Genomic DNA, 19,337 nt, shown 5'->3' on the forward strand with positions numbered 1-19,337 from the left:
GCTTACCCCACGATCCGCAGAGAGAAGTCGGTCGCGCGCACGTCCTTCGTCAGCGCGCCGACTGAGATTCGGTCCACACCCGTTTCGGCAAACGCGCGGATCGTCTCGATGTTCACGCCGCCCGATACCTCCAGCAGCGCCCTGCCCGCCGTCACGCGCACAGCCTCGCGCATCGCAGGCGGTTCGAAGTTGTCGAGAAGCACGGACGTGGCACCCGCGGCCAGCGCTTCATCAAGCTGCGCGAGCGTTTCCACCTCAACCTGGATCGCCACGCCGGCATTCAGCGCCTGCGCCGCACGCAGGGCCGCCGTCACGCCACCTGCCGCAGCGATGTGGTTTTCCTTGATCAGGATGCCGTCGTACAGCGCCAGGCGTTGATTCTCGCCGCCACCAATCCGGACGGCGTACTTCTGCGCCAGGCGCAGGCCCGGCAGCGTCTTGCGCGTGTCGAGCACACGGGCGCGCGTGCCGGCGATGACCTCGGCGTAACGCGACGTCGCGGTCGCCACGCCGGACAGCAATTGCAGGAAGTTCAGCGACGGGCGTTCGGCCGTCAGGAGCGAACGCGCCGGGCCTTCGATCTCGCACACCACCGAATCGGGCGCCATGCGGTCGCCTTCGTGCTGGCGCCACATGACGTGCAGCGTCGGGTCAACGGCGCGCATGCACGCATCGAACCACGGCGTACCGCATAGCACGGCGTTCTCGCGCACGATTACGCGCGCACGCACATGGCGGTCGACGGGAATCAGCAAGCCCGTGCGGTCACCCGTGCCAACGTCCTCGGCAATGGCAGCGGCCACGTTGGCGGACATCGCCTCGCGCAGTGCCGGGCCAAAGCTATCGAAAATTGCCTGAGCCGCAGTGGCACGACTCGTCGCGTTCATCTGGGTTGCCGTCATGCCGGGCCAATTCCTTGAAAGAGTTGCGCGTTGGCGGCCAGCTCACCTTGCGGGCGAACTGCAGCCTTCTCCCGCGCGGCAAAGTCGAGCATGCGGTCGATACAGACCACGGCTTGCTGACCAATGACCGGATCGACGTGGATCTCGTTGCGACCGGTTTCCAGCACCTCAGCCAGGTTGGTCAGCGCGTTCATCGCCATCCATGGGCAATGCGCGCAGCTCTTGCAGGTGGCCGCGTTGCCAGCCGTCGGCGCCTCGATGAAGCGTTTGCCCGGGGCGGCCATGCGCATCTTGTGCAGGATGCCGTTGTCGGTCGCGACGATGAATTCCTGCGCCGACAACGACTGCGCCGCCGCAATCAGCTGCGAAGTCGAACCCACCACATCGGCCTGCGCCACCACCGATTCCGGCGATTCCGGGTGTACGAGGATCTTCGCGTTCGGATGTTCGGCGCGCAGCAGGTCCAGTTCCACGCCCTTGAACTCGTCGTGCACAAGACACGAGCCCTGCCACATCAGCATGTCGGCGCCGGTCTGCTTCTGAATGTAGCTGCCCAGGTGCCGATCGGGTGCCCACAGAATCTTCTTTCCCTGCGCATGCAGGTGCTGCACGATCTTCAGGCCGATAGACGACGTCACCATCCAGTCTGCGCGCGCCTTCACGGCGGCGCTGGTATTGGCATAGACGACCACGGTGCGATCCGGATGCGCGTCGCAGAAGGCGCTGAACGCATCCGGCGGGCAGCCCAGGTCCAGCGAGCATGTCGCGTCCAGATCCGGCATCAGCACGGTCTTTTCGGGGCTGAGAATCTTGGCGGTTTCGCCCATGAAGCGTACGCCCGCCACGATCAACGTCTTGGCCGAATGGTCGCGGCCAAAGCGCGCCATCTCCAGTGAATCGGACACGCAACCTCCGGTCTCCTCGGCCAGGTCCTGCAAGTCGGCGTCAACGTAGTAGTGCGCGACCAGCACGGCCTCACGTTCCTTGAGCAGGCGCTTGATGCGCGCCTTCAGTTCGGCGCGCTCCTCGTGCGACAGCACCGGCGGCACCTTGGCCCAGGCGTGGGCCACGCAACTGGCGCCGGATTGCGCCTCGGCAAGCATATCCGGGCGCTCGAATTCAACCGTCTTGATGTGGGTTTCCATGATGGTCTCCCCGTCCGTTCGTGCTGATAAAGCGCCGAGAAGCTGACGCGGCAATGAAATGGACGGTGTGTGAGGAGGACTGGCACCGCGATACATTGTCGCGGCCTGTTAACTGTGAATTGGGGCAGTTTACCCAAAAGAAAAGCCCCGCTGCGGAGCGGGGCTTCACCTATGAAACAAGAAACTCAGGCGTAGCGGCGCAGGCGGACAGCAAATTCCTGTAGCGCGTGGATGCCGCTTTCCTCTGCGCGCTTACACCACTCTTGCAGTTGATGCAGCAGTTGCTCGCGCGTGGCGTTTGAACGACCCCACAGCGCGCCAAGCTCGCGACGCATTTCAACGAAGGTGTGCAGCGCCGAATGGTCCGACACGATTTGCGAGAGCTGCTCACGCTGCGGCGCGCCCAGCTTGGTCTCGTCGCGGTGGAACCACTTGCGGGCAGGCTTCAACGCACGGTACTCAACAGCACGCGACTCCTTCAGCTTCGCCAGCTCCTGGCGGTAGGCCGTCTTGACAGTCTTGGCGTAGCGGGCCATCACGTCGTAGCGGTTGGCAATGATGGCTTCCAGCGTGTTCTGGTCGACCGGCTTCACGTCGCCAAAGCGCGCCTTGGGCGCCACTTTCTTGACCTTCGCCAAACCGACGATCTCCAGTGCGCGGATGTAGCCCCAGCCGATATCGAACTCGTACCACTTGACCGAAAACTTGGCCGACGTGGCGTACGTGTGGTGGTTGTTGTGCAGCTCTTCGCCGCCGATGATGAGGCCCCACGGCGACACGTTGGTCGAAGCGTCTTCGCAGTCGAAATTGCGGTAGCCCCAGTAATGGCCCAGACCGTTGATGATGCCGGCAGCGTGAATCGGGATCCACAACATCTGCACCGCCCACACCGTCAGGCCGAGCGCACCGAACATCAGCACGTCCAGGATCAGCATCAAACCGACGCCTTGCCATGTGAACTTCGAATACAGGTTCTTCTCGATCCAATCGTCCGGCGTACCGTGGCCGAACTTCTGGATCGTTTCCTTGTTCTTGGCCTCAGCGCGATACAGCTCAGCGCCTTCCATCAGCACCTTGCGGATGCCGCGGGTCTGCGGGCTGTGCGGGTCCTCTTCGGTTTCACACTTGGCGTGGTGCTTGCGGTGAATGGCGGTCCATTCCTTGGTGACCATGCCCGTCGTCAGCCACAGCCAGAAACGGAAGAAGTGTCCGGCGATGGGATGCACGTCCAGCGCCCGGTGCGCCTGGCAGCGGTGCAGAAAAATCGTGACGCTGGCGATCGTGATGTGCGTCACCACCAGCGTGAAAATCAGGATTTGCCACCAGGCCCAATCCAGGGTGCCGTTAGCAAGAAAAGTCAGAAAGGAGTCGATCAAAGTGCTCTCCGTGGTCAACTCGGGGTGATCAAAGCAGCCTTTGGTCCGTCAATCGATCGGGACACGTGCTGCCTCTTGAGGCCATCCGCTGTCGCAGCGTTACGACAATGGGGTCGTGTTGGCGGGGATTCGAGTGCTGGCACCCGGCTTGCGCGTCACATCGGCGAGCCTCCGGCCGCTGCTCATATGACCTCCGCCCCAGCGCAATACAAGATGTTCGCGGCGCTTTGTCGCAAGAGCTAAGCCTTTGCGACGGGGGCCGTCTGATCCTTCGTGGGAACACTCAGTATTTTAACCGAATACCCCCTCTATTCCATGCGGGAAAACCGCCGTTTTGACCTCGGACAAGTCGGCACCGTTCCGCCCGCCGGTGTGTTAAGCCGGCAGGGAGGCCCCAGATGAGGCTGCCGCATCACCCGAAGTGCTTGAAGCGCCCTGCTGCAGCGCCGGCGCCCCGAGCACACGCACTTCGCGTTGCGGATACGGAATCTCGACGCCCGCCTCTTTGAAGCGGCGGTAGATGGCGCGGTTCAGATCGGACTGCACGCCCAGCTTGCCGTTGTGCGGATCGCCGATCCACACCCCCAGTTCGTACTCGATGCCGCTGTCAGCAAACAGGGCCATGAAGGCGGCAGGCGCCGGCTCGGGCAGGATGCGCGAGATGCCCTCGGCGGATTGCAGCAGCAGCGCCAGCACCGTTTCAGGGTCGGCGGCATACGATGCCTGCACCCGCACTGCCACGCGCACGGTGCCGCGCTCGTTGTGGTTCTGCACGGCCTGCGCGACCATCAGCTCGTTCGGGACCAGCGTATCGCCATCGCCATTGCGTACCACGGTGTAGCGTGTGCGGATCTGTGTGACGATGCCGGTGTACGTGCTGACCGTAATTTGATCGCCCAGCTTGAGCGAGCGCTCGAGCAAGATGATGAAGCCCGACACGTAATTGCTAGCGATCTTCTGCAAGCCAAAGCCCAGGCCGACGCCCAGCGCGCCGCCAAACACCGACAGGACCGTCAGGTCGATGCCCACCAGCGACAGGCTCAGCAGCAGCGACACCAGCAGCAGCACCGCCTTGGTTACGCGCGACAGCACCACCTTCAGGTTGGCATCAATGGCCGAAGCGCGCGTAATGCGGCTGTCCAGCCACGAGCCAAACCACATCGCCACGAGCACGGTGACGAGAATCCACACCACGCCCATCAGCATGGCGGCCAGGCTCACCTTCTGCTTGCCGCCCAGCGCAAAGCGGATGCTGTCGAGGTAATCCACCACATCGCCCAGCACGCCCAGCACGTAGAGCACCATGCCAATCCACATCAGCGTGGTCAGCACGCGCTCGGCGACGACCAGCATGCCGTGCAGCTCACCATTGGCCGACAGCACGCGGCGCAGCACGTAGAAGCCGAGATAGAGAATCGCCAGGCCAAACAACGGCACCGCCGCCAGGCGGAACACGCTGATCGGCATGGTGCCGACCAGGGCATAGCGCGCGCCGACCACCAGCAGCCAGCCGATCAGCGGGAACATCGTCCGCTCCAGGCTCGACCAGGCAAAACGCAGGGCGAACGTGTCGTTCACATGCGCCGTATGCAAGCGCCGCGAGATCGGGCGCGCGATCAGCCAGGCGGCAACGAGCAGCAGCACCAGCACGCCCAGTTGCCAGATAAAGCGCGGACCACCCAGATCGGAGACGATGTCGTCGATCATGTGGCCTAGCGCGATGTGGTTCAGGTTCAGCGGCAATCCGTTCATTGGCGTGACCGGTTATTGCAAACCCTCATTGGGTCCGATAGGGCAACGCATCACCCACGTGCTTCTGCCAATTGGCGGCATAACGCTGGGCGAGATCGGCGTCGCCGCGCACGATCAGTACGTTCTCGGCATTGCCGCGCTGCGCGGTCTGCGTGAAATTGAAGCTACCGGTGACCAGCACCGGATGTGCGCCGCGCGGGTCGATCACGATGACCTTGTTGTGCGCGTTCTTGTAGCGCACCTCCAGCCAGACAGGGATGCCCGCATTGGCGACCTCGGGCACGCGGCTGCCGCCGGAGCGCGTCATCTGCTCGCGATCGGCCAGCACGCGCACATCCACGCCGCGCTGATGCGCCGCCAGCAGCGCACGCGTAATCGCCTTGTTCGACAGCAGATACGCCTGCACCAGCACCTGCTCGCGCGCCTGATCGATGGCATCGGCCAACAACCCTTCGATGTCGTCGTCAGGCGTGAACGCTGCCTGCACCGTGCCCTTGGCCGGTTGCACCGGCGGCGTGCTGCGGGCCAGCGCCATGCCACCTGCGGCAAACGCCAGCCATGCGGCCAGCAGCCAACCCAAGTGGCGCACCCTCATGCGCGGCGCTCCAGTACGGCCGCAAAGAAGCCGTCGGTCTGATGCGTGTGCGGATACAGCTCCAGGTAGGGGCCCATTTCCAGTGCGATCTTCTGCGCGGCCAGCACCTCACCCGCGGGCACGAGCACGAAGTCTTCATGGGTGGCCAGGAACTGCTCGACCACCTGCTGGTTCTCTCGCGCCAGCACGCTGCAGGTCGCGTAGACAAGGCGGCCACCCGGCTTCAACAGCCGCGCCGCCGATGTCAGGATCGACAACTGCTTGGCCGACATTTCTTCGACGGCCTGCGCGGATTGACGCCACTTCAGGTCCGGATTGCGGCGCAGCGTACCCAAGCCGCTGCACGGCGCGTCGACCAACACGCGATCGATCTTGCCCGCCAGGCGCTTGACCTTGGCATCGTGCTCGCTGTCGATGCGGCCAGGATGCACGTTTGACAGGCCACTGCGTGCCAGGCGCGGCCCGAGGTTCGACAAGCGCTTTTCCGATACGTCAAAGGCATACAGGCGCCCGGTCGAGCGCATCGCCGCACCGATCGCCAGGGTCTTGCCACCGGCACCCGCGCAGAAATCGACCACCATCTCGCCGCGCTTGGGTGCCAGCAATTGGCACAGCAGTTGGCTGCCCTCGTCCTGCACCTCGACCGTGCCGTTGGTGAAGATGTCGAGCTTGTTCAACGCGGGCTTGCCTGCCAGGCGAATACCCACCGGGGACAGCGGCGCCGCAGCGCCTTCAATACCGGCTTCGGCCAGTGTGGCGAGCACGGCGTCGCGCTCACCCTTGAGCGTGTTCACGCGCAAGTCCAACGGCGCGGGCGCGAGCCACGCCTGCGCCAGCGCTTCGGTGAAGTCCGCACCGTGCTGTGCGACCAGCGCGTCGAAGAGCCAGTCGGGCAGGTTGGCGCGCACGCGGGCCGCCAGCGCGGCGCGGTCGCGGTTTGCCCAGCGATCCAGCCATTCCGCTTCGGCCGGGTTCAGGAACGGCGCAATGGCCTCACGCCCGGCGGTTTGCAGCAAGCCAAGCAGCACCAGGCGACGACGCGCCGGGCCAGTGCCGCTCTCGGCAAACTGGCCGAATTCCACCTTGCGGCGCAGCACGGCAAAGGCCGCTTCAGCGATGATGCCGCGCTCGCGGTGGCCGAGTTCGTGGTGCTCGCGGAAGTACTGGCTGACCACCATGTCGGCGGGCGCCGCGAAGTGCAGCAGACGCGCAAGCACCTTGTCCAGGTGTTCCAGATGGCTGCCATGCAGCCCCGTGCGGGGGCGCGGCGCGCTGCGGGGCGCGGGCTTGCCCTGCGGCGCCCGATACCAACCGCCGCCACCGGAGCCCGCGCGTTTGTTGCCCGACCCGCCGCTTCCATTGCCGCGCGAACGCTGACGATCCTGACTCATGCTGCCTCCCGGGCGTTGACGCCAATGACAAGCTGCGACACATCCGGCGAGACGCGCACAACACCGTGTTCGATCGACAACCGTCCTTCCACGAACCAGCGCACGGCACGCGGGTAGATCGTGTGTTCCTGCACCAGTAGCCGCGCAGCCAGCGAGTCAGGCGTGTCGTCCTGACGCACGTCGATGATGGCCTGCAGCACGATCGGGCCGTGGTCCAGGTCTGCGGTGACGAAATGCACCGTCGCGCCATGCACCTTCACGCCCATGGCCAACGCGGCCTCGTGGGTGTGCAAGCCAGGGAAGCACGGCAGCAGCGACGGATGAATGTTCAGCATGCGGCCGGCATAGCGCTTCACAAAGCCTGGCGTGAGGATGCGCATAAAGCCGGCCAGCACCACCAGATCGGGCGAAAAGCCGTCGATAACCTGCGCCAGGGCAGCGTCGAAGCTGTCGCGATCGGGAAAAGCCTTGTGGTCGACCACCGCGGTGGCAATGCCGTGCGAGGCGGCAAATTTAAGTCCTGCCGCATCAGGCCGATTAGAAATGACGGCGGCGATGCGTCCCGACCAACCTTCGGCCTGACAGGCGCGGACAATGGCCTCCATATTGGAGCCGCGTCCGGAAATGAGAATCACGATGTTTTTCATCGCGGCATTTTATCAAGTGCGCGGCAGTTCCCCGAGAAAATCGGGTGTGACGCCTGCGCAGCCATGCCGCGGGCGCTTTTGCAGCCACCGTGGCATTTTGCCGACGCGTGCCGGCAAAAACCCTGTCGCGTCGGCAAAAGGAGGGGGCAACCGTTGGCGTGCTTTGGCGCGCTCTGATAATCTCAGCACCATAATTGTCCGCGCTCCCGAGGGGTCGGGTGGGCAGCCAACGATGATTCGACGCGTATCCGGCGTCCATTCATCCTGCGCTGCAACATCGTGCGGGCGATACCGTGACGGTCGATCGGCACAGGGTGAGACACCCGGCCTGTCGGCCATCGCCCGCGCCGGGTCGACACGCGTACAACAACAAGAGGGCTCTGCCCTCACCGGGGAATAAGAATGACGAGCTCGCTGCGTAGCCTGCTGGTGGTCGACGACCACCCTCTCGCCTTGTCTGGCACGACCACGTTTCTTGCACACGCCTTGCCTGAAGTTCAGGTGCACGCGGCCATTGGCCGGCGCCAGGCGCTTGCGCTGGTTGAAGAAGGCGTCCGCCCGGACGTCGTGCTGCTGGACGTGTGGCTATCCGACTGCACCGGCTTCGACGCCATGCGCGAACTGCGCGGCAAACTGCCTGAGGCACGCTTTGCCTTCATGTCGGCGGAAAACACGCCGGAAATCGTCGCCAAGGCCCAAGCGCTGGGCGCCATCGGCTTCATCGGCAAGCACGCCGATGCCCATGCGTTCTCCAAGGCAGTGGCCGGTATTTTTGGCGGCGATGCCTCCTTCCCTTCGGAAGACGATATGGGCGGCACCAACGGCAAGGGCGGCGCCTCGCACGGCATTCCCATCACGCCGGCAGAACTGGGGCTGACGCCGCGTCAGGGCTCGGTGCTGGCGTTGCTGCTCGAAGGCCTGCCGAACAAGTCGATCGCACGCCAGTTGGGCCTGACGGAAAACACGGTCAAAGAACACGTCTCGGCGATTCTGCAGCGGCTGGGCGTGCGCACGCGCATCCAAATCATCTCGCGCATGGAGCGTTTTCGCCTGACGGGCGCAGCCTGATCTGCGCGCCTGATCTGTTCATTCCGGCGCCGCCATCGACGGCGCCGTTTCACATTCCCATCAGAAAGCGACCTGCGGCTCTGCCGAGCGGCCGCGCAGCCAGCGCTTGAGCAGCACGCGCAGCATGTTCGGGTCCATGGGCTTGGCCAGCAGCAGATAGCCCGCCTCTTCCGCACGTGCCAGAGCGGCGGAATTGCGATCGCCGGTCAGCAGCACGGCGTGTGCGTCGGGGTGGCTAACTTGCCAGCGTTCGAGCAGTTGCAGGCCGTCTTCCTCGCCAGGCAGCCGCAAGTCGCAAAAGATAATCTGCGGACGGATGCCGCGCGCGAGCAATTGCTCGGCAGAACGGCCATCGGCGGCGCTATGGACTTCCACGCCCCATGCTTCGAGCAACGCGTGCCAGGCATTGCGGATCTGCGGGTCATCGTCCACGACCAGCACCACGCCCGAGAACCGCGGCTGATCGAGCACTGCGCGCTTCTGCTCGGCGCGCGGCTGCGTGGCCAGCGGCGCCTTGATCTCGGCGGGCACCGGTCGCAGCGCCATCCAGAACATCGAGCCGCGCCCGGGCACCGAGCGCACGCCAAACGTGCCGCGCAGCAGACGCACACATTCCTTGTAGATCGACAGGCCCAAACCCAGACCCTGGCTCGGATCGCGCTCGGGATTTTCGACTTGGTAGTACGTCGAGAAGATGTCTTTCTGGTGCTCAGGCGCGACGCCGATGCCGGTATCCCACACCTCGATCCGCAGATGCTTCTGGCGCACGCGCAGCGCCACCATCACGCCGCCGCGCTCGGTGTAGCGCAGCGCGTTCTGCAGCAGGTTGAACAGCGCCCGGCGCAGCAGCACCGGCTCGGCCATCCCGAATACCGGCAGCGGCGGAATGCGCGCCGTGAGCGCCAGCCCCTTGGCGCGCGCGTCCGGCATGAACTGCTGGACCACTTCGGTGATGACTTCGCCCAGATCCACCGGCTCCAGCGTCGGCGAGGTCTTGCGGCTCTCCAGCTTGGACAGGTCCAGCAGCGAGCGGAACAGCAAATCGATGGTCGCGGCGCCCGAGGCCAGTTGCTCCACCAGCGGCGCCAAGGACTCCGACTGATTGCGCGCCCGCAGTGCCTCCACCAGCAGCACGATCGCATGCACCGGCTGACGCAGGTCGTGGCTGGCCGCCGCCAGGAAGCGCGATTTTTCTTCCGACGCCGACAACGCGCGCTGCTTCTCGTCCTGATAGCGGCGCGCGAGCTGGCGGCTCTCGTTCTCAAGCTGGATTTCGCGCACCAGCGTGTTGTGAATGTTGACGGCATGCCGCGTCAGCAGCGCCGCAAAGAACAGCAGCACGCCGCGCAAATACAGCCCGTGCCCCGGAAACGCCTGCTCGGCCAGCACAAAGTGCGGCGCCAGGATGCCCGTCCCGAGGATCAGCAGGCTGGATGGCACCGGCGCCTGCGACAATACCGCCGCCGCCGCCACACCAATGATCACGATCATCAGCAGGCTGCTGAACTCCAGCGACGGCGACATCAGATACAGCCCCGCCGAGCAGCCCCACGCCACCCCGCCCACCGCCGACATGACGTGCATGCCCGTCCACCACTTGCGAGTGTGCGCGGCCAGCGTCATGCGGGTCAGGTCGTAGCGATAACCAAAATAGAAACGCAGGCCTGACGCCGTCAGGCACAGCATGATCAGGCACCAGCCCAGCAGCACCGGGCGGTTGGAAGCATCCCAGAACGCGGCCACCGTCAGGGCAGGCAGGACGACGGAGGCGGCGATCCCCATGGGCGCCCCGCGATGCACGGCAGCGAGCAGCTTGGCTCGGGCATCCAGTTCAAGCGGCGCGCGGCTGGCAAGCCCGAACTTGGCGAAGAAAAGGCGCAGCGAGGCGTTCAAGGGGATATAGGGAAGAAACTGGATACCGGATTGTGCCGCAAGCCTGCACCGTGCGGACGCATCGTTCGGACGATTGTGCAACACCCGGCCTCATCCTCCCCGGACCCGCCGGAGATGGGGCAATCCCTTATATAATGTGCGTTTTGCTGGATTTTGGCGGCTGTCACGCCAATCCGGTACAAAAACGCACTTCTCATTTCCTCGACCACCGACGCCTCTCGTGAAAGTCTTTCGCGGCCTGCCCAACGCCGAAAGTCGCGCGCCCTGCGCGTTGACCATCGGCAACTTCGACGGCGTGCACCGCGGGCACCAGTCTCTGCTGGCCCGCGCACGCGCGGCGGCCGACGCACGCGGATTGCCGCTCACGGTGATGACGTTCGAGCCGCATCCGCGCGAATTCTTCATGCCGGACCGCGCGCCCACCCGCATCGCACTGCTGCGCGACAAGCTGGAAAGCCTGCGTCGCCAGGGTGTCGACCGCGTGGTCGTGGAGCATTTCAACGCGCATTTCGCCGGACAGACGCCGGACGAGTTCGTACGCAACGTGCTCGTCGACGGCCTGCACACGCGCTGGCTGCTGGTGGGCGATGACTTCCGCTTCGGCGCCAGGCGTGCGGGTGATTTCCCTTATCTGCAGGCCGCCGGCGCGCAGTTCGGCTTCGAAGTCGAGCAGATGGGCTCGGTGTCGGAGTCCGGGGTCCGTATCTCCAGCTCGGCCGTGCGCGAGGCCCTGGCCGCCGGTGACCTGGAGCACGCGCGCCGCCTGCTTGGTCACGGTTATGCCATCAGCGGACACGTGGTGCATGGGCAAAAGCTCGGCCGCTCGCTTGGCTTCCCGACACTGAATTTACGCATCTCGCACCGCAAGCCGGCGGTCGCTGGCATCTTTGTCGTGCAGGTGCACGGCCTGGCCGAGAAGCCGCTGCCGGCCGTCGCCAGCATTGGCGTTCGCCCGACGGTGGACGATTCCGGCCGCGTGCTGCTGGAAGTGCATATCTTTGATTACCAAGCCAGCGTCTACGGCAAGCTGGTCCGCGTGGAATTCATGAAGAAGCTGCGCGACGAGGCTCGCTACGATTCGCTCGATGCCCTCAAGGACGCGATCGCTCAGGACTGCGTTCACGCGCGTCAGTTCTTCGGCCTGCCCATTCCGCCAGCCGGCGAATCGCCAACGCTGCGGCGCGACTTCGCCACCTCCGCCACCGACCGAATTCAGTAGGCGGCTGACACACTCGCCGCCCGAACGCCGCACAGCGCAAGCGCCCCTGCCCTGGCGCGCCTGCACCGATCCGATTTGCCCGAATCTGCCCCACATCACACCATGTCCGATTCCAAGAAGCCCACGCCGGAGAAGAGCAAGTACCCGGTCAACCTGCTGGACACGCCCTTTCCCATGCGCGGCGATCTGCCCAAGCGCGAGCCGCTGTGGGTGAAGCAATGGCAGGACAAGCAGCTGTACAAGAAGATCCGCGCCGCGCGTAAGGGCGCGAAGAAATTCATCCTCCACGATGGCCCCCCGTACGCCAACGGCGATCTGCACATCGGCCACGCGGTCAACAAGATCCTCAAGGACATGGTGATCAAGGCGCGCGGCCTGACCGGGCTGGACGCCGTCTATGTGCCGGGCTGGGATTGCCACGGCATGCCGATCGAGATCCAGATCGAAAAGCAGTTCGGCAAGGGCCTGCCCGTCAAGGAAGTGCAGGAGAAGGCGCGCGCCTACGCCACCGGCCAGATCGCCCGCCAGAAGGCCGATTTCGAGCGCCTGGGCGTGCTGGGCGACTGGGCCGATCCGTACCTGACCATGAACTTCCGCAACGAAGCGGATGAAGTGCGCGCGCTGGGCAAGATCCTGGAGAAGGGCTACGTCTTCCGCGGCCTGAAGCCGGTCAACTGGTGCTTCGACTGCGGCTCGGCACTGGCCGAAGCGGAAGTCGAATACGCGGATCGCACCGATCTGTCGATCGACGTCGGCTTCCCGTTTGCCGATATCGACGCACTGGCGAGCGCCTTCCACATCGGCGCCGATGTGCTCAAGGCCAAGCCGGGCTGGATCGTGATCTGGACCACCACGCCGTGGACGATCCCCTCCAACCAGGCGCTGAACCTGCACCCGGAAATCGAATACGCGCTGGTCGACACGCCGCGCGGGCGGCTGATCGTCGCCAAGGAGCGCGTCGAGGCCTGCCTGCAAAGCTGGAAGCTCGAAGGCACCGTGCTGGCCACCTGCGAGGGCGCGGCGCTCTCGGGCGTGCGCTTCCACCACCCGCTCGCCAAGATGGATGCCGGCTACGAGCGCACCTCGCCGGTCTACCTGGGCGACTACGTGACCATCGACACCGGCACCGGCATCGTCCACTCCGCACCGGCTTATGGCGTGGAAGACTTCCAGTCGTGCAAGGCACACAACATGCCCGACTCGGAAATCATCAACCCGGTGATGGGCAACGGCGTGTACGCATCGACGCTGCCGCTGTTCGGCGGCCAGATGATCTGGGACGCCAATCCGAAGATCGTCGAAGTGCTGCGCGAGTCGGGCAACCTGTTCGACGCGCACAAGTACGCGCACAGCTACATGCACTGCTGGCGCCACAAGACGCCGATCATCTATCGCGCCACGTCGCAGTGGTTCGCGGGGATGGACGTGCAGCCCAACGACGGCAACAGCACGCTGCGCGAAACGGCGCTGGCCGGCATCGATGCCACTGCGTTCTACCCGTCGTGGGGCAAGCAGCGCCTGCACAACATGATCGCCAACCGCCCGGACTGGACGCTGTCGCGCCAGCGCCAATGGGGCGTGCCGATGGCCTTCTTCGTGCACAAGGAAACCGGCGCGCTGCACCCGCGCACGCCTGAGCTGCTGGAGCAGATTGCCCAGCGCATCGAAAAGGCGGGCATCGAAGCCTGGCAGACGCTCGACCCGCGCGAGCTGCTCGGCGACGAGGCTGACATGTACGAAAAGAACCGCGACACGCTCGACGTGTGGTTCGACTCGGGCACGACGCACTGGCACGTCATCCGCGGCTCGCACGCGGCGGATCTGTACGATGCTTCGGCGGAACTGCCGGACGGTCGCCTGGCAGACCTGTATCTGGAAGGTTCCGACCAGCACCGCGGCTGGTTCCACTCGTCGCTGCTGACCGCTTCGATGCTGTACGGCAAGCCGCCGTACAAGGGCCTGCTCACGCACGGCTTCACGGTCGACGGCGAAGGTCGCAAGATGTCCAAGTCGATCGGCAACACGATCGCGCCGCAGGAAATCGCCAACAAGATGGGCGCCGAGATCATCCGCCTGTGGGTGGCCTCGACCGACTACTCGGGCGAACTGGCCATCTCGGATGAAATCCTGAAGCGCGTGGTGGAAGGCTATCGCCGCATCCGTAACACGCTGCGCTTCCTGCTCGCCAACCTCACGGACTACGACCACGCCAAGCACGCGCTGCCGACCGAGCAATGGCTCGAAATCGACCGTTACGCCGTGGCGCTGACGGATGCGCTGCAGAAGGAAGTGCTGTCGCACTACGACGTGTACGAATTCCACCCCGTGGTCGCCAAGCTGCAGACGTTCTGCTCGGAAGACCTGGGCGGCTTCTACCTCGACGTGCTGAAGGATCGCCTGTACACCACGGCGCCGGATTCGCTCGCACGCCGGTCCGCGCAGAACGCGCTGTACCACATCACGCAGGCGATGCTGCACTGGATGGCGCCGTTCCTGTCGTTTACGGCCGAAGAAGCGTGGCAGGTGTTTGCGCACGGTACGGAGCACACCGACACCATCTTCACCAGCACCTACTACAACGCCCCGGTGCCGCATGGCGCAAGCGCGCTTCTGGAGAAGTGGGCCGCCATCCGCAACGTGCGTGGCGAAGTCACCAAGCAATTGGAAGCGCTGCGCATTGACGGCAAGATCGGCTCGTCGCTGCAGGCGGAAGTGACGGTGTCGGCGGGTGAATCGGTGCATGACGCTCTGGCCAGCCTCGGCGACGACCTGCGCTTCGTGCTGATCACGTCGGCGGCCAAGCTGGAGCGCGCGCCCGAAGGTGGCGACCTGCTCATCAGCGTGGTGCCGTCCTCGCATGCCAAATGCGAACGCTGCTGGCACTACCGCGCCGACGTCGGCCACGACGCGGCCCACCCCACCCTCTGCAAGCGCTGCACCGACAACCTGTTCGGCGCCGGTGAACAACGGAGCGCTGCGTGATGGCGGCCCGTAACGGCGGTAAGAGCAAATCGATCGGGTTGAAGAAGAGCGGTGGCGGTCATGGCGTAGGCCCGTGGCTGGGCCTAGCCGTCATCTGGATCCTGTTGGACCAGTTGACCAAGGTCGCCATCCTCAAGACCTTCACCTACGGCGAGTCGCGCCCGATCACCGGGTTCTTCAACCTCGTGCTGGCCTATAACAAGGGGGCGGCGTTTTCGTTCCTGGCGGCGGCGGGAGGCTGGCAGCGCTGGTTCTTCACGGGCCTGGGCGTGGCAGCGGCGCTGTTCATCGTGTGGCTGCTCAAGCGGCACAGCGGGCAGAAGATGTTCTGCTTTGCGCTGGCGCTCATCCTGGGCGGCGCGCTGGGCAACGTGATTGACCGTGTCATCTACGGCCACGTGGTGGACTTCCTCGATTTCTACCTGCACAACTACCACTGGCCGGCCTTCAACGTGGCGGACTGCGGCATCACCATCGGTGCCGTGCTGCTGATCGTCGACGAACTGCGGCGCGTTCGCCGCTGACCCTGCGGTGCCAGAACTCCAGCAGTGGAATGGCGAAGCGGTGCTGTGCCTCGACGAGGCCGGCCCGCCCATCGCCAGCGAACAGGATGCGCTGGACCACCTGATCGGCGAGGCGCTGGGGCATGGCGCATCAATGGTTGCGGTGCCCGTCAGCCGCCTCGATGCCGCGTTCTTTGCGCTACGCACAGGCCTGGCAGGCGGCATCACGCAAAAGATCACCAACTACCGCCTGAAACTCGCCGTGGTGGGTGACATCTCTGCGCATCTGCACGCCAGCAGCGCGCTACGCGACTGGGTCCGTGAGTCGAACCAGCGCGACACGATCCGCTTCGTCCCCTCGCTTGACGATCTGGCCGCCAATGCGCGGCCCATGCCTGCTGAATGAGGGTTCAGCCCCAGTAGCGCACGGCGTACCACGCCCGCTTGACGTACTCCGCAAGAATCGACCCGGCTTCGTAGATTGGAACCGACTTGGCCAGCGTGTCGCCCGGGAATACACCCTGTGCACCCCATGTGACTTCTGGCCACGCCTTGCGGAACACAGCCAATGCCCGGCCGGTGTGATACCAGCTGGTCACCAGTATTGCGCGCTGCCCCTGCCAGCCTGCGAGCGTCTCGCGCGTCATCCGCGCGTTTTCCATCGTGCTGCCGGACACACATTCGTGGCCGATGCGCTCTGCCGGCACACCAGCCATCACCAGGCGACGCTCGATCAGGAGGCAATCGCCCTGCCCGCTGACAAACACGCGAGGCGCCACGCCTGCGTGGTACAGCTCGGCGGCGCCGATCACGCGCTGGCCCGATTCACCGCCCAGCACGACAATCAGGTCTGCGTGAGCGAGCCTGGGCTCCTCGCGCAGCCACGCCTTCGCCGCACACACGAGCACAGCGCCCGCCACCACCGCGACGATTGCGCAACCGCCAATCAAGGCGAGGACATTGCGAACTGCTGAACGACCGAAAACCATATCGGGAATGCGCTTTTGAGGAAAAACCCTGGCGTCAGACGCGCCGCGGGGCAAGCCGGTATCATCGCCACTGTTCAGCAGGGAAGCCCGGGCACCGGGTTGTATCCTGCCTGCGCACATTGCGTCAATCGGATTCCCAAGCGGGTTGTTATGGAACTGCAAGGCAAACATTTCGTCCTCGGCCTGACTGGCGGCATCGCGTGCTACAAGTCGGCCGAGCTGGTGCGGCTCTTGACCAAGGCCGGCGCGACCGTGCAGGTGGTGATGACCGAGGCCGCCGCGCACTTCATCACGCCGGTGACAATGCAGGCGCTTTCCGGTCGCCCGGTCTTCACGTCACAGTGGGACGGCCGCATCGGCAACAACATGCCGCACATCGACCTGTCGCGCGAGGCCGATGCCATCGTCATCGCGCCGGCCTCCACCGATTTCCTCGCCAAGCTCGCGCACGGCATGGCCGACGATCTGCTCTCCACGCTGTGCATCGCGCGCGATTGCCCGCTGCTCGTGGCACCCGCGATGAACCGGCAGATGTGGGCCGCGCCCGCCACGCAACGCAATGCCGCACAACTGCGCGCCGATGACGTCACCCTGCTCGGCCCCGATGCCGGCGACCAGGCCTGCGGCGAAGTCGGTGACGGCCGCATGCTCGAGCCGGAAGACATCGTCGAGCAGCTCGTCGGTTTCTTCCAGCCCAAGCTGCTGCGCGGCCATCGTGTGCTGCTGACGGCCGGCCCGACCTTCGAGCCAATCGATCCCGTGCGCGGGATCACGAACCTGTCCAGCGGCAAGATGGGCTTTGCGCTGGCGCGAGCCGCATCGCAAGCCGGCGCGGCAGTCACGCTGGTCGCGGGGCCGTGCCATCAGGACACGCCCGCAGGCGTGCTGCGCATCGATGTGCAAACCGCCCAGCAGATGCACGACGCCGTCATGCACGAACTGGACGCCGCGAAGAACGACGTCTTCATCGCTGTGGCCGCAGTGGCCGATTGGCGCGTGGCGCAAGCCGCAGAGCAGAAGCTCAAGAAGCAGAACGACGCCGACGTACCCACACTCACGTTCACGCAGAACCCGGACATCCTCGCCGCTGTGGCACGCCGCGCGGATGCACCGTTCTGCGTCGGCTTTGCGGCCGAAACCGAACGCCTGGAAGAGTTCGGCGAGGCCAAGCGCCAGAAGAAGGGCATTCCGTTGCTGGTCGGCAATCTCGGCCATCAGACCTTCGGCCGCGACGACAACGAAGTCGCGCTCTTCGATGCAAAGGGCATCACGCGCCTGCCGCGCGCCGACAAACTGACGCTCGCGCGCCAGATCGTCGCCGCCATCGCCGACCGCATGCATGGAGCACGATCATGAGTGTTGCGCCGATCCGCCTGTCGGTCCTGGACCAGAGCCCCGTCATCTATGGGCACAGCGCGCGCGACGCGATCGCCGCGACGGTTGACTTGGCGCAACTCACGGATTCGCTCGGCTACACGCGCTACTGGTGCGCCGAGCACCACGGCCTGCGCGGCGTCAGCAACCCCGCACCGGAAGTGATGATCGCCCGCGTGGCGAGCGCCACGAAGCACCTGCGCGTGGGCTCCGGCGGCGTGATGCTGCCCTATTACAGCCCGTTCAAGCTGGCCGAGCAGTTCCGCCTGTTGGAGGCGCTGTTCCCGAACCGCATCGACCTGGGCGTCGGTCGGGCGCCCGGCGGCGACATGCGCACCGCGCAGGCCGTGGCCATGGGCGACTACAACCGTGGCGACATCTTCCCGCAGCAGGTGCAGGAACTGATCTGGCACCTGACGGGCACGCTGCCGGCGGACCACCCGGCAGCCGGCGTTCTGCTGCAACCTGAGATCGACACCAAGCCCGAGTTGTGGATGCTGGGCTCCAGCGATTTTGGCGGTGCGCTGGCAGCGCGCCTGGGCATCCGCTTCGCGTTCGCACACTTCATCAACCCGCACGTCGGCCATATCGTCGCGCAGCAATACCGCACGGATTTCGAACCCGGCTACGATGCGCGCCCGTATAGCGCCGCCGCCGTCTTCGTGATCGCGGCGGATACCGAGGCCGAAGCGCGCCGCTACGAAGCCGCGGTCGACTTGCGCCGCGTGCAGATGGCGCTTGGGGTGAACGGCCCGATCCCGACCGTCGAGCAAGGCGAAGCCCACGTCTACACCGAGCGCGACCAGGGCATCGTCATGCGCGAGCGGGCGCGCAGCATCATCGGCACACCGGAATCGGTGGCCGAGCAGATGCACGCGCTCAAGGACCGCTTCGTCGCCGACGAACTGATCGTGCTGACCGTCGCACCGAGCTACAAGGCGCGCCTTCGCTCGTACGAACTGCTGGCCGAGGCGTTTGCGCTACCATCTCCGGCTTCCGCAACCTCTTCGGCCTGCCCCGCATGAAACTCGACGTCAAGATCCTCGACGCCCGCCTGCACGAACAGCTTCCGCAGTACGCCACCACCGGCAGCGCCGGCCTCGACCTGCGCGCGTGCATCGACGCCCCGCTCACCATTGAGCCGGGCGCCACGCACCTGATCCCCACCGGCATGGCGATCCACCTGGCCGACCCTGGCTATGCCGCGCTGATCCTGCCGCGCTCGGGCATGGGCCACAAGCACGGCATCGTGCTCGGCAACCTGGTGGGCCTCATCGACTCGGACTATCAAGGCCAGTTGATGGTGAGCACGTGGAACCGTGGCAGCACGGCGTTCGTGCTCAATCCGATGGAGCGCCTTGCGCAGCTCGTGATCGTGCCGGTGGTACAAGCCGAACTGAACATCGTCGACGACTTTGCCGAAAGCGAGCGCGGCGCCGGTGGTTTTGGCAGCACTGGGCGCCACTGAGCAGCCGTCAGAGATAAAAAAACAGCCCGGGAT

The 19,337-nt window shown here is 65.1% G+C and carries 17 protein-coding genes; 8 read left to right on the top strand and 9 right to left on the bottom strand.

Annotated elements, in window-relative coordinates; genetic code table 11:
• Positions 1-2 precede the first annotated feature (2 nt).
• The 7 genes from nadC to purN all read right to left on the bottom strand — a co-directional run bounded on the left by nadC (position 3) and on the right by purN (position 7,808).
• Positions 3-902: a carboxylating nicotinate-nucleotide diphosphorylase gene (nadC, locus tag R2N16_RS14895; protein ID WP_316666511.1), complete on the bottom strand. Its 900-nt coding sequence runs from the start codon at positions 900-902 to the stop codon at positions 3-5.
• Positions 899-2,047 carry a quinolinate synthase NadA gene (gene nadA, locus R2N16_RS14900; protein ID WP_316666512.1) on the bottom strand — a complete coding sequence of 383 codons (1,149 nt, stop codon included), beginning with the start codon at positions 2,045-2,047 and terminating at the stop codon, positions 899-901. The genes nadC and nadA overlap by 4 nt, the downstream gene beginning before the upstream one ends.
• A 185-nt stretch (positions 2,048-2,232) precedes the next feature.
• The gene (locus R2N16_RS14905; RefSeq protein ID WP_316666513.1) at positions 2,233-3,423 is read right to left on the bottom strand and encodes a DesA family fatty acid desaturase; all 1,191 of its coding nucleotides are present in this window, start codon (positions 3,421-3,423) and stop codon (positions 2,233-2,235) included.
• A gap of 375 nt (positions 3,424-3,798) precedes the next feature.
• Positions 3,799-5,175 (bottom strand): mechanosensitive ion channel family protein, encoded by a 1,377-nt coding sequence (locus R2N16_RS14910; RefSeq protein ID WP_316666514.1) that lies wholly within the window; start codon positions 5,173-5,175, stop codon positions 3,799-3,801.
• 25 nt (positions 5,176-5,200) lie between these two features.
• Complete coding sequence (locus R2N16_RS14915; RefSeq protein ID WP_316666515.1) at positions 5,201-5,770, bottom strand: phospholipase D family nuclease; 570 nt, start codon at positions 5,768-5,770, stop codon at positions 5,201-5,203.
• Entirely contained in the window at positions 5,767-7,161 is a 1,395-nt protein-coding gene (locus R2N16_RS14920) for an RsmB/NOP family class I SAM-dependent RNA methyltransferase (RefSeq protein WP_316666516.1), read from the bottom strand. The genes R2N16_RS14915 and R2N16_RS14920 overlap by 4 nt, the downstream gene beginning before the upstream one ends.
• Positions 7,158-7,808 carry a phosphoribosylglycinamide formyltransferase gene (purN, locus tag R2N16_RS14925; RefSeq protein ID WP_316666517.1) on the bottom strand — a complete coding sequence of 217 codons (651 nt, stop codon included), beginning with the start codon at positions 7,806-7,808 and terminating at the stop codon, positions 7,158-7,160. Before purN ends, R2N16_RS14920 begins: the two co-directional genes overlap by 4 nt.
• A gap of 402 nt (positions 7,809-8,210) precedes the next feature.
• Between purN and R2N16_RS14930 the strand changes: the two genes are divergently transcribed.
• Positions 8,211-8,876 carry a response regulator transcription factor gene (locus tag R2N16_RS14930; protein ID WP_027680729.1) on the top strand — a complete coding sequence of 222 codons (666 nt, stop codon included), beginning with the start codon at positions 8,211-8,213 and terminating at the stop codon, positions 8,874-8,876.
• A gap of 60 nt (positions 8,877-8,936) precedes the next feature.
• Here the strand turns inward: R2N16_RS14930 and R2N16_RS14935 are convergent, their stop codons facing one another.
• Positions 8,937-10,769: an ATP-binding response regulator gene (locus tag R2N16_RS14935; RefSeq protein ID WP_316666518.1), complete on the bottom strand. Its 1,833-nt coding sequence runs from the start codon at positions 10,767-10,769 to the stop codon at positions 8,937-8,939.
• Between the two features lie 220 nt (positions 10,770-10,989).
• Between R2N16_RS14935 and R2N16_RS14940 the strand changes: the two genes are divergently transcribed.
• From R2N16_RS14940 to R2N16_RS14955, 4 genes are all read left to right on the top strand, one after another.
• Positions 10,990-11,988, top strand: coding sequence for a bifunctional riboflavin kinase/FAD synthetase (locus R2N16_RS14940; RefSeq protein WP_316666519.1), 999 nt, complete (start codon positions 10,990-10,992; stop codon positions 11,986-11,988).
• A 102-nt stretch (positions 11,989-12,090) separates the two neighbouring features.
• Positions 12,091-14,970: an isoleucine--tRNA ligase gene (ileS, locus tag R2N16_RS14945; RefSeq protein ID WP_316666520.1), complete on the top strand. Its 2,880-nt coding sequence runs from the start codon at positions 12,091-12,093 to the stop codon at positions 14,968-14,970.
• Positions 14,970-15,494 (top strand): signal peptidase II, encoded by a 525-nt coding sequence (gene lspA / locus R2N16_RS14950; protein WP_316666521.1) that lies wholly within the window; start codon positions 14,970-14,972, stop codon positions 15,492-15,494. Before ileS ends, lspA begins: the two co-directional genes overlap by 1 nt.
• Before the next feature lie 7 nt (positions 15,495-15,501).
• Positions 15,502-15,879 (top strand): DUF4180 domain-containing protein, encoded by a 378-nt coding sequence (locus tag R2N16_RS14955; RefSeq protein ID WP_316666522.1) that lies wholly within the window; start codon positions 15,502-15,504, stop codon positions 15,877-15,879.
• A 4-nt stretch (positions 15,880-15,883) separates the two neighbouring features.
• Here the strand turns inward: R2N16_RS14955 and R2N16_RS14960 are convergent, their stop codons facing one another.
• Entirely contained in the window at positions 15,884-16,462 is a 579-nt protein-coding gene (locus tag R2N16_RS14960) for a YdcF family protein (protein ID WP_316666523.1), read from the bottom strand.
• Positions 16,463-16,612: 150 nt separating this feature from the next.
• Between R2N16_RS14960 and coaBC the strand changes: the two genes are divergently transcribed.
• From coaBC to dut, 3 genes are read left to right on the top strand one after another with little or no spacing between them, the layout of a single operon-like run.
• On the top strand, positions 16,613-17,818 hold the full coding sequence (gene coaBC, locus R2N16_RS14965) for a bifunctional phosphopantothenoylcysteine decarboxylase/phosphopantothenate--cysteine ligase CoaBC (protein WP_316666524.1): 1,206 nt from the start codon (positions 16,613-16,615) through the stop codon (positions 17,816-17,818).
• Positions 17,815-18,861 carry an LLM class flavin-dependent oxidoreductase gene (locus R2N16_RS14970; protein WP_316666525.1) on the top strand — a complete coding sequence of 349 codons (1,047 nt, stop codon included), beginning with the start codon at positions 17,815-17,817 and terminating at the stop codon, positions 18,859-18,861. The genes coaBC and R2N16_RS14970 overlap by 4 nt, the downstream gene beginning before the upstream one ends.
• On the top strand, positions 18,858-19,304 hold the full coding sequence (dut, locus tag R2N16_RS14975; protein ID WP_316666526.1) for a dUTP diphosphatase: 447 nt from the start codon (positions 18,858-18,860) through the stop codon (positions 19,302-19,304). The genes R2N16_RS14970 and dut overlap by 4 nt, the downstream gene beginning before the upstream one ends.
• The last annotated feature ends 33 nt before the right edge of the window (positions 19,305-19,337 follow it).

The organism is Ralstonia psammae, assembly GCF_958405935.1.
Taxonomy (GTDB): Bacteria; Pseudomonadota; Gammaproteobacteria; order Burkholderiales; family Burkholderiaceae; genus Ralstonia; species Ralstonia psammae.

Bases quoted from the DNA above. Each gene is read 5' to 3' on its own strand.
- lspA (WP_316666521.1), top strand. From the start codon at position 14,970: ATGGCGGCCCGTAACGGCGGTAAGAGCAAATCGATCGGGTTGAAGAAG.
- R2N16_RS14960 (WP_316666523.1), bottom strand. From the start codon at position 16,462: ATGGTTTTCGGTCGTTCAGCAGTTCGCAATGTCCTCGCCTTGATTGGC.
- R2N16_RS14970 (WP_316666525.1), top strand. From the start codon at position 17,815: ATGAGTGTTGCGCCGATCCGCCTGTCGGTCCTGGACCAGAGCCCCGTC.
- nadA (WP_316666512.1), bottom strand. From the start codon at position 2,047: ATGGAAACCCACATCAAGACGGTTGAATTCGAGCGCCCGGATATGCTT.
- R2N16_RS14910 (WP_316666514.1), bottom strand. From the start codon at position 5,175: ATGAACGGATTGCCGCTGAACCTGAACCACATCGCGCTAGGCCACATG.
- coaBC (WP_316666524.1), top strand. From the start codon at position 16,613: ATGGAACTGCAAGGCAAACATTTCGTCCTCGGCCTGACTGGCGGCATC.
- ileS (WP_316666520.1), top strand. From the start codon at position 12,091: ATGTCCGATTCCAAGAAGCCCACGCCGGAGAAGAGCAAGTACCCGGTC.
- purN (WP_316666517.1), bottom strand. From the start codon at position 7,808: ATGAAAAACATCGTGATTCTCATTTCCGGACGCGGCTCCAATATGGAG.
- R2N16_RS14920 (WP_316666516.1), bottom strand. From the start codon at position 7,161: ATGAGTCAGGATCGTCAGCGTTCGCGCGGCAATGGAAGCGGCGGGTCG.
- nadC (WP_316666511.1), bottom strand. From the start codon at position 902: ATGACGGCAACCCAGATGAACGCGACGAGTCGTGCCACTGCGGCTCAG.
- dut (WP_316666526.1), top strand. From the start codon at position 18,858: ATGAAACTCGACGTCAAGATCCTCGACGCCCGCCTGCACGAACAGCTT.
- R2N16_RS14915 (WP_316666515.1), bottom strand. From the start codon at position 5,770: ATGAGGGTGCGCCACTTGGGTTGGCTGCTGGCCGCATGGCTGGCGTTT.
- R2N16_RS14930 (WP_027680729.1), top strand. From the start codon at position 8,211: ATGACGAGCTCGCTGCGTAGCCTGCTGGTGGTCGACGACCACCCTCTC.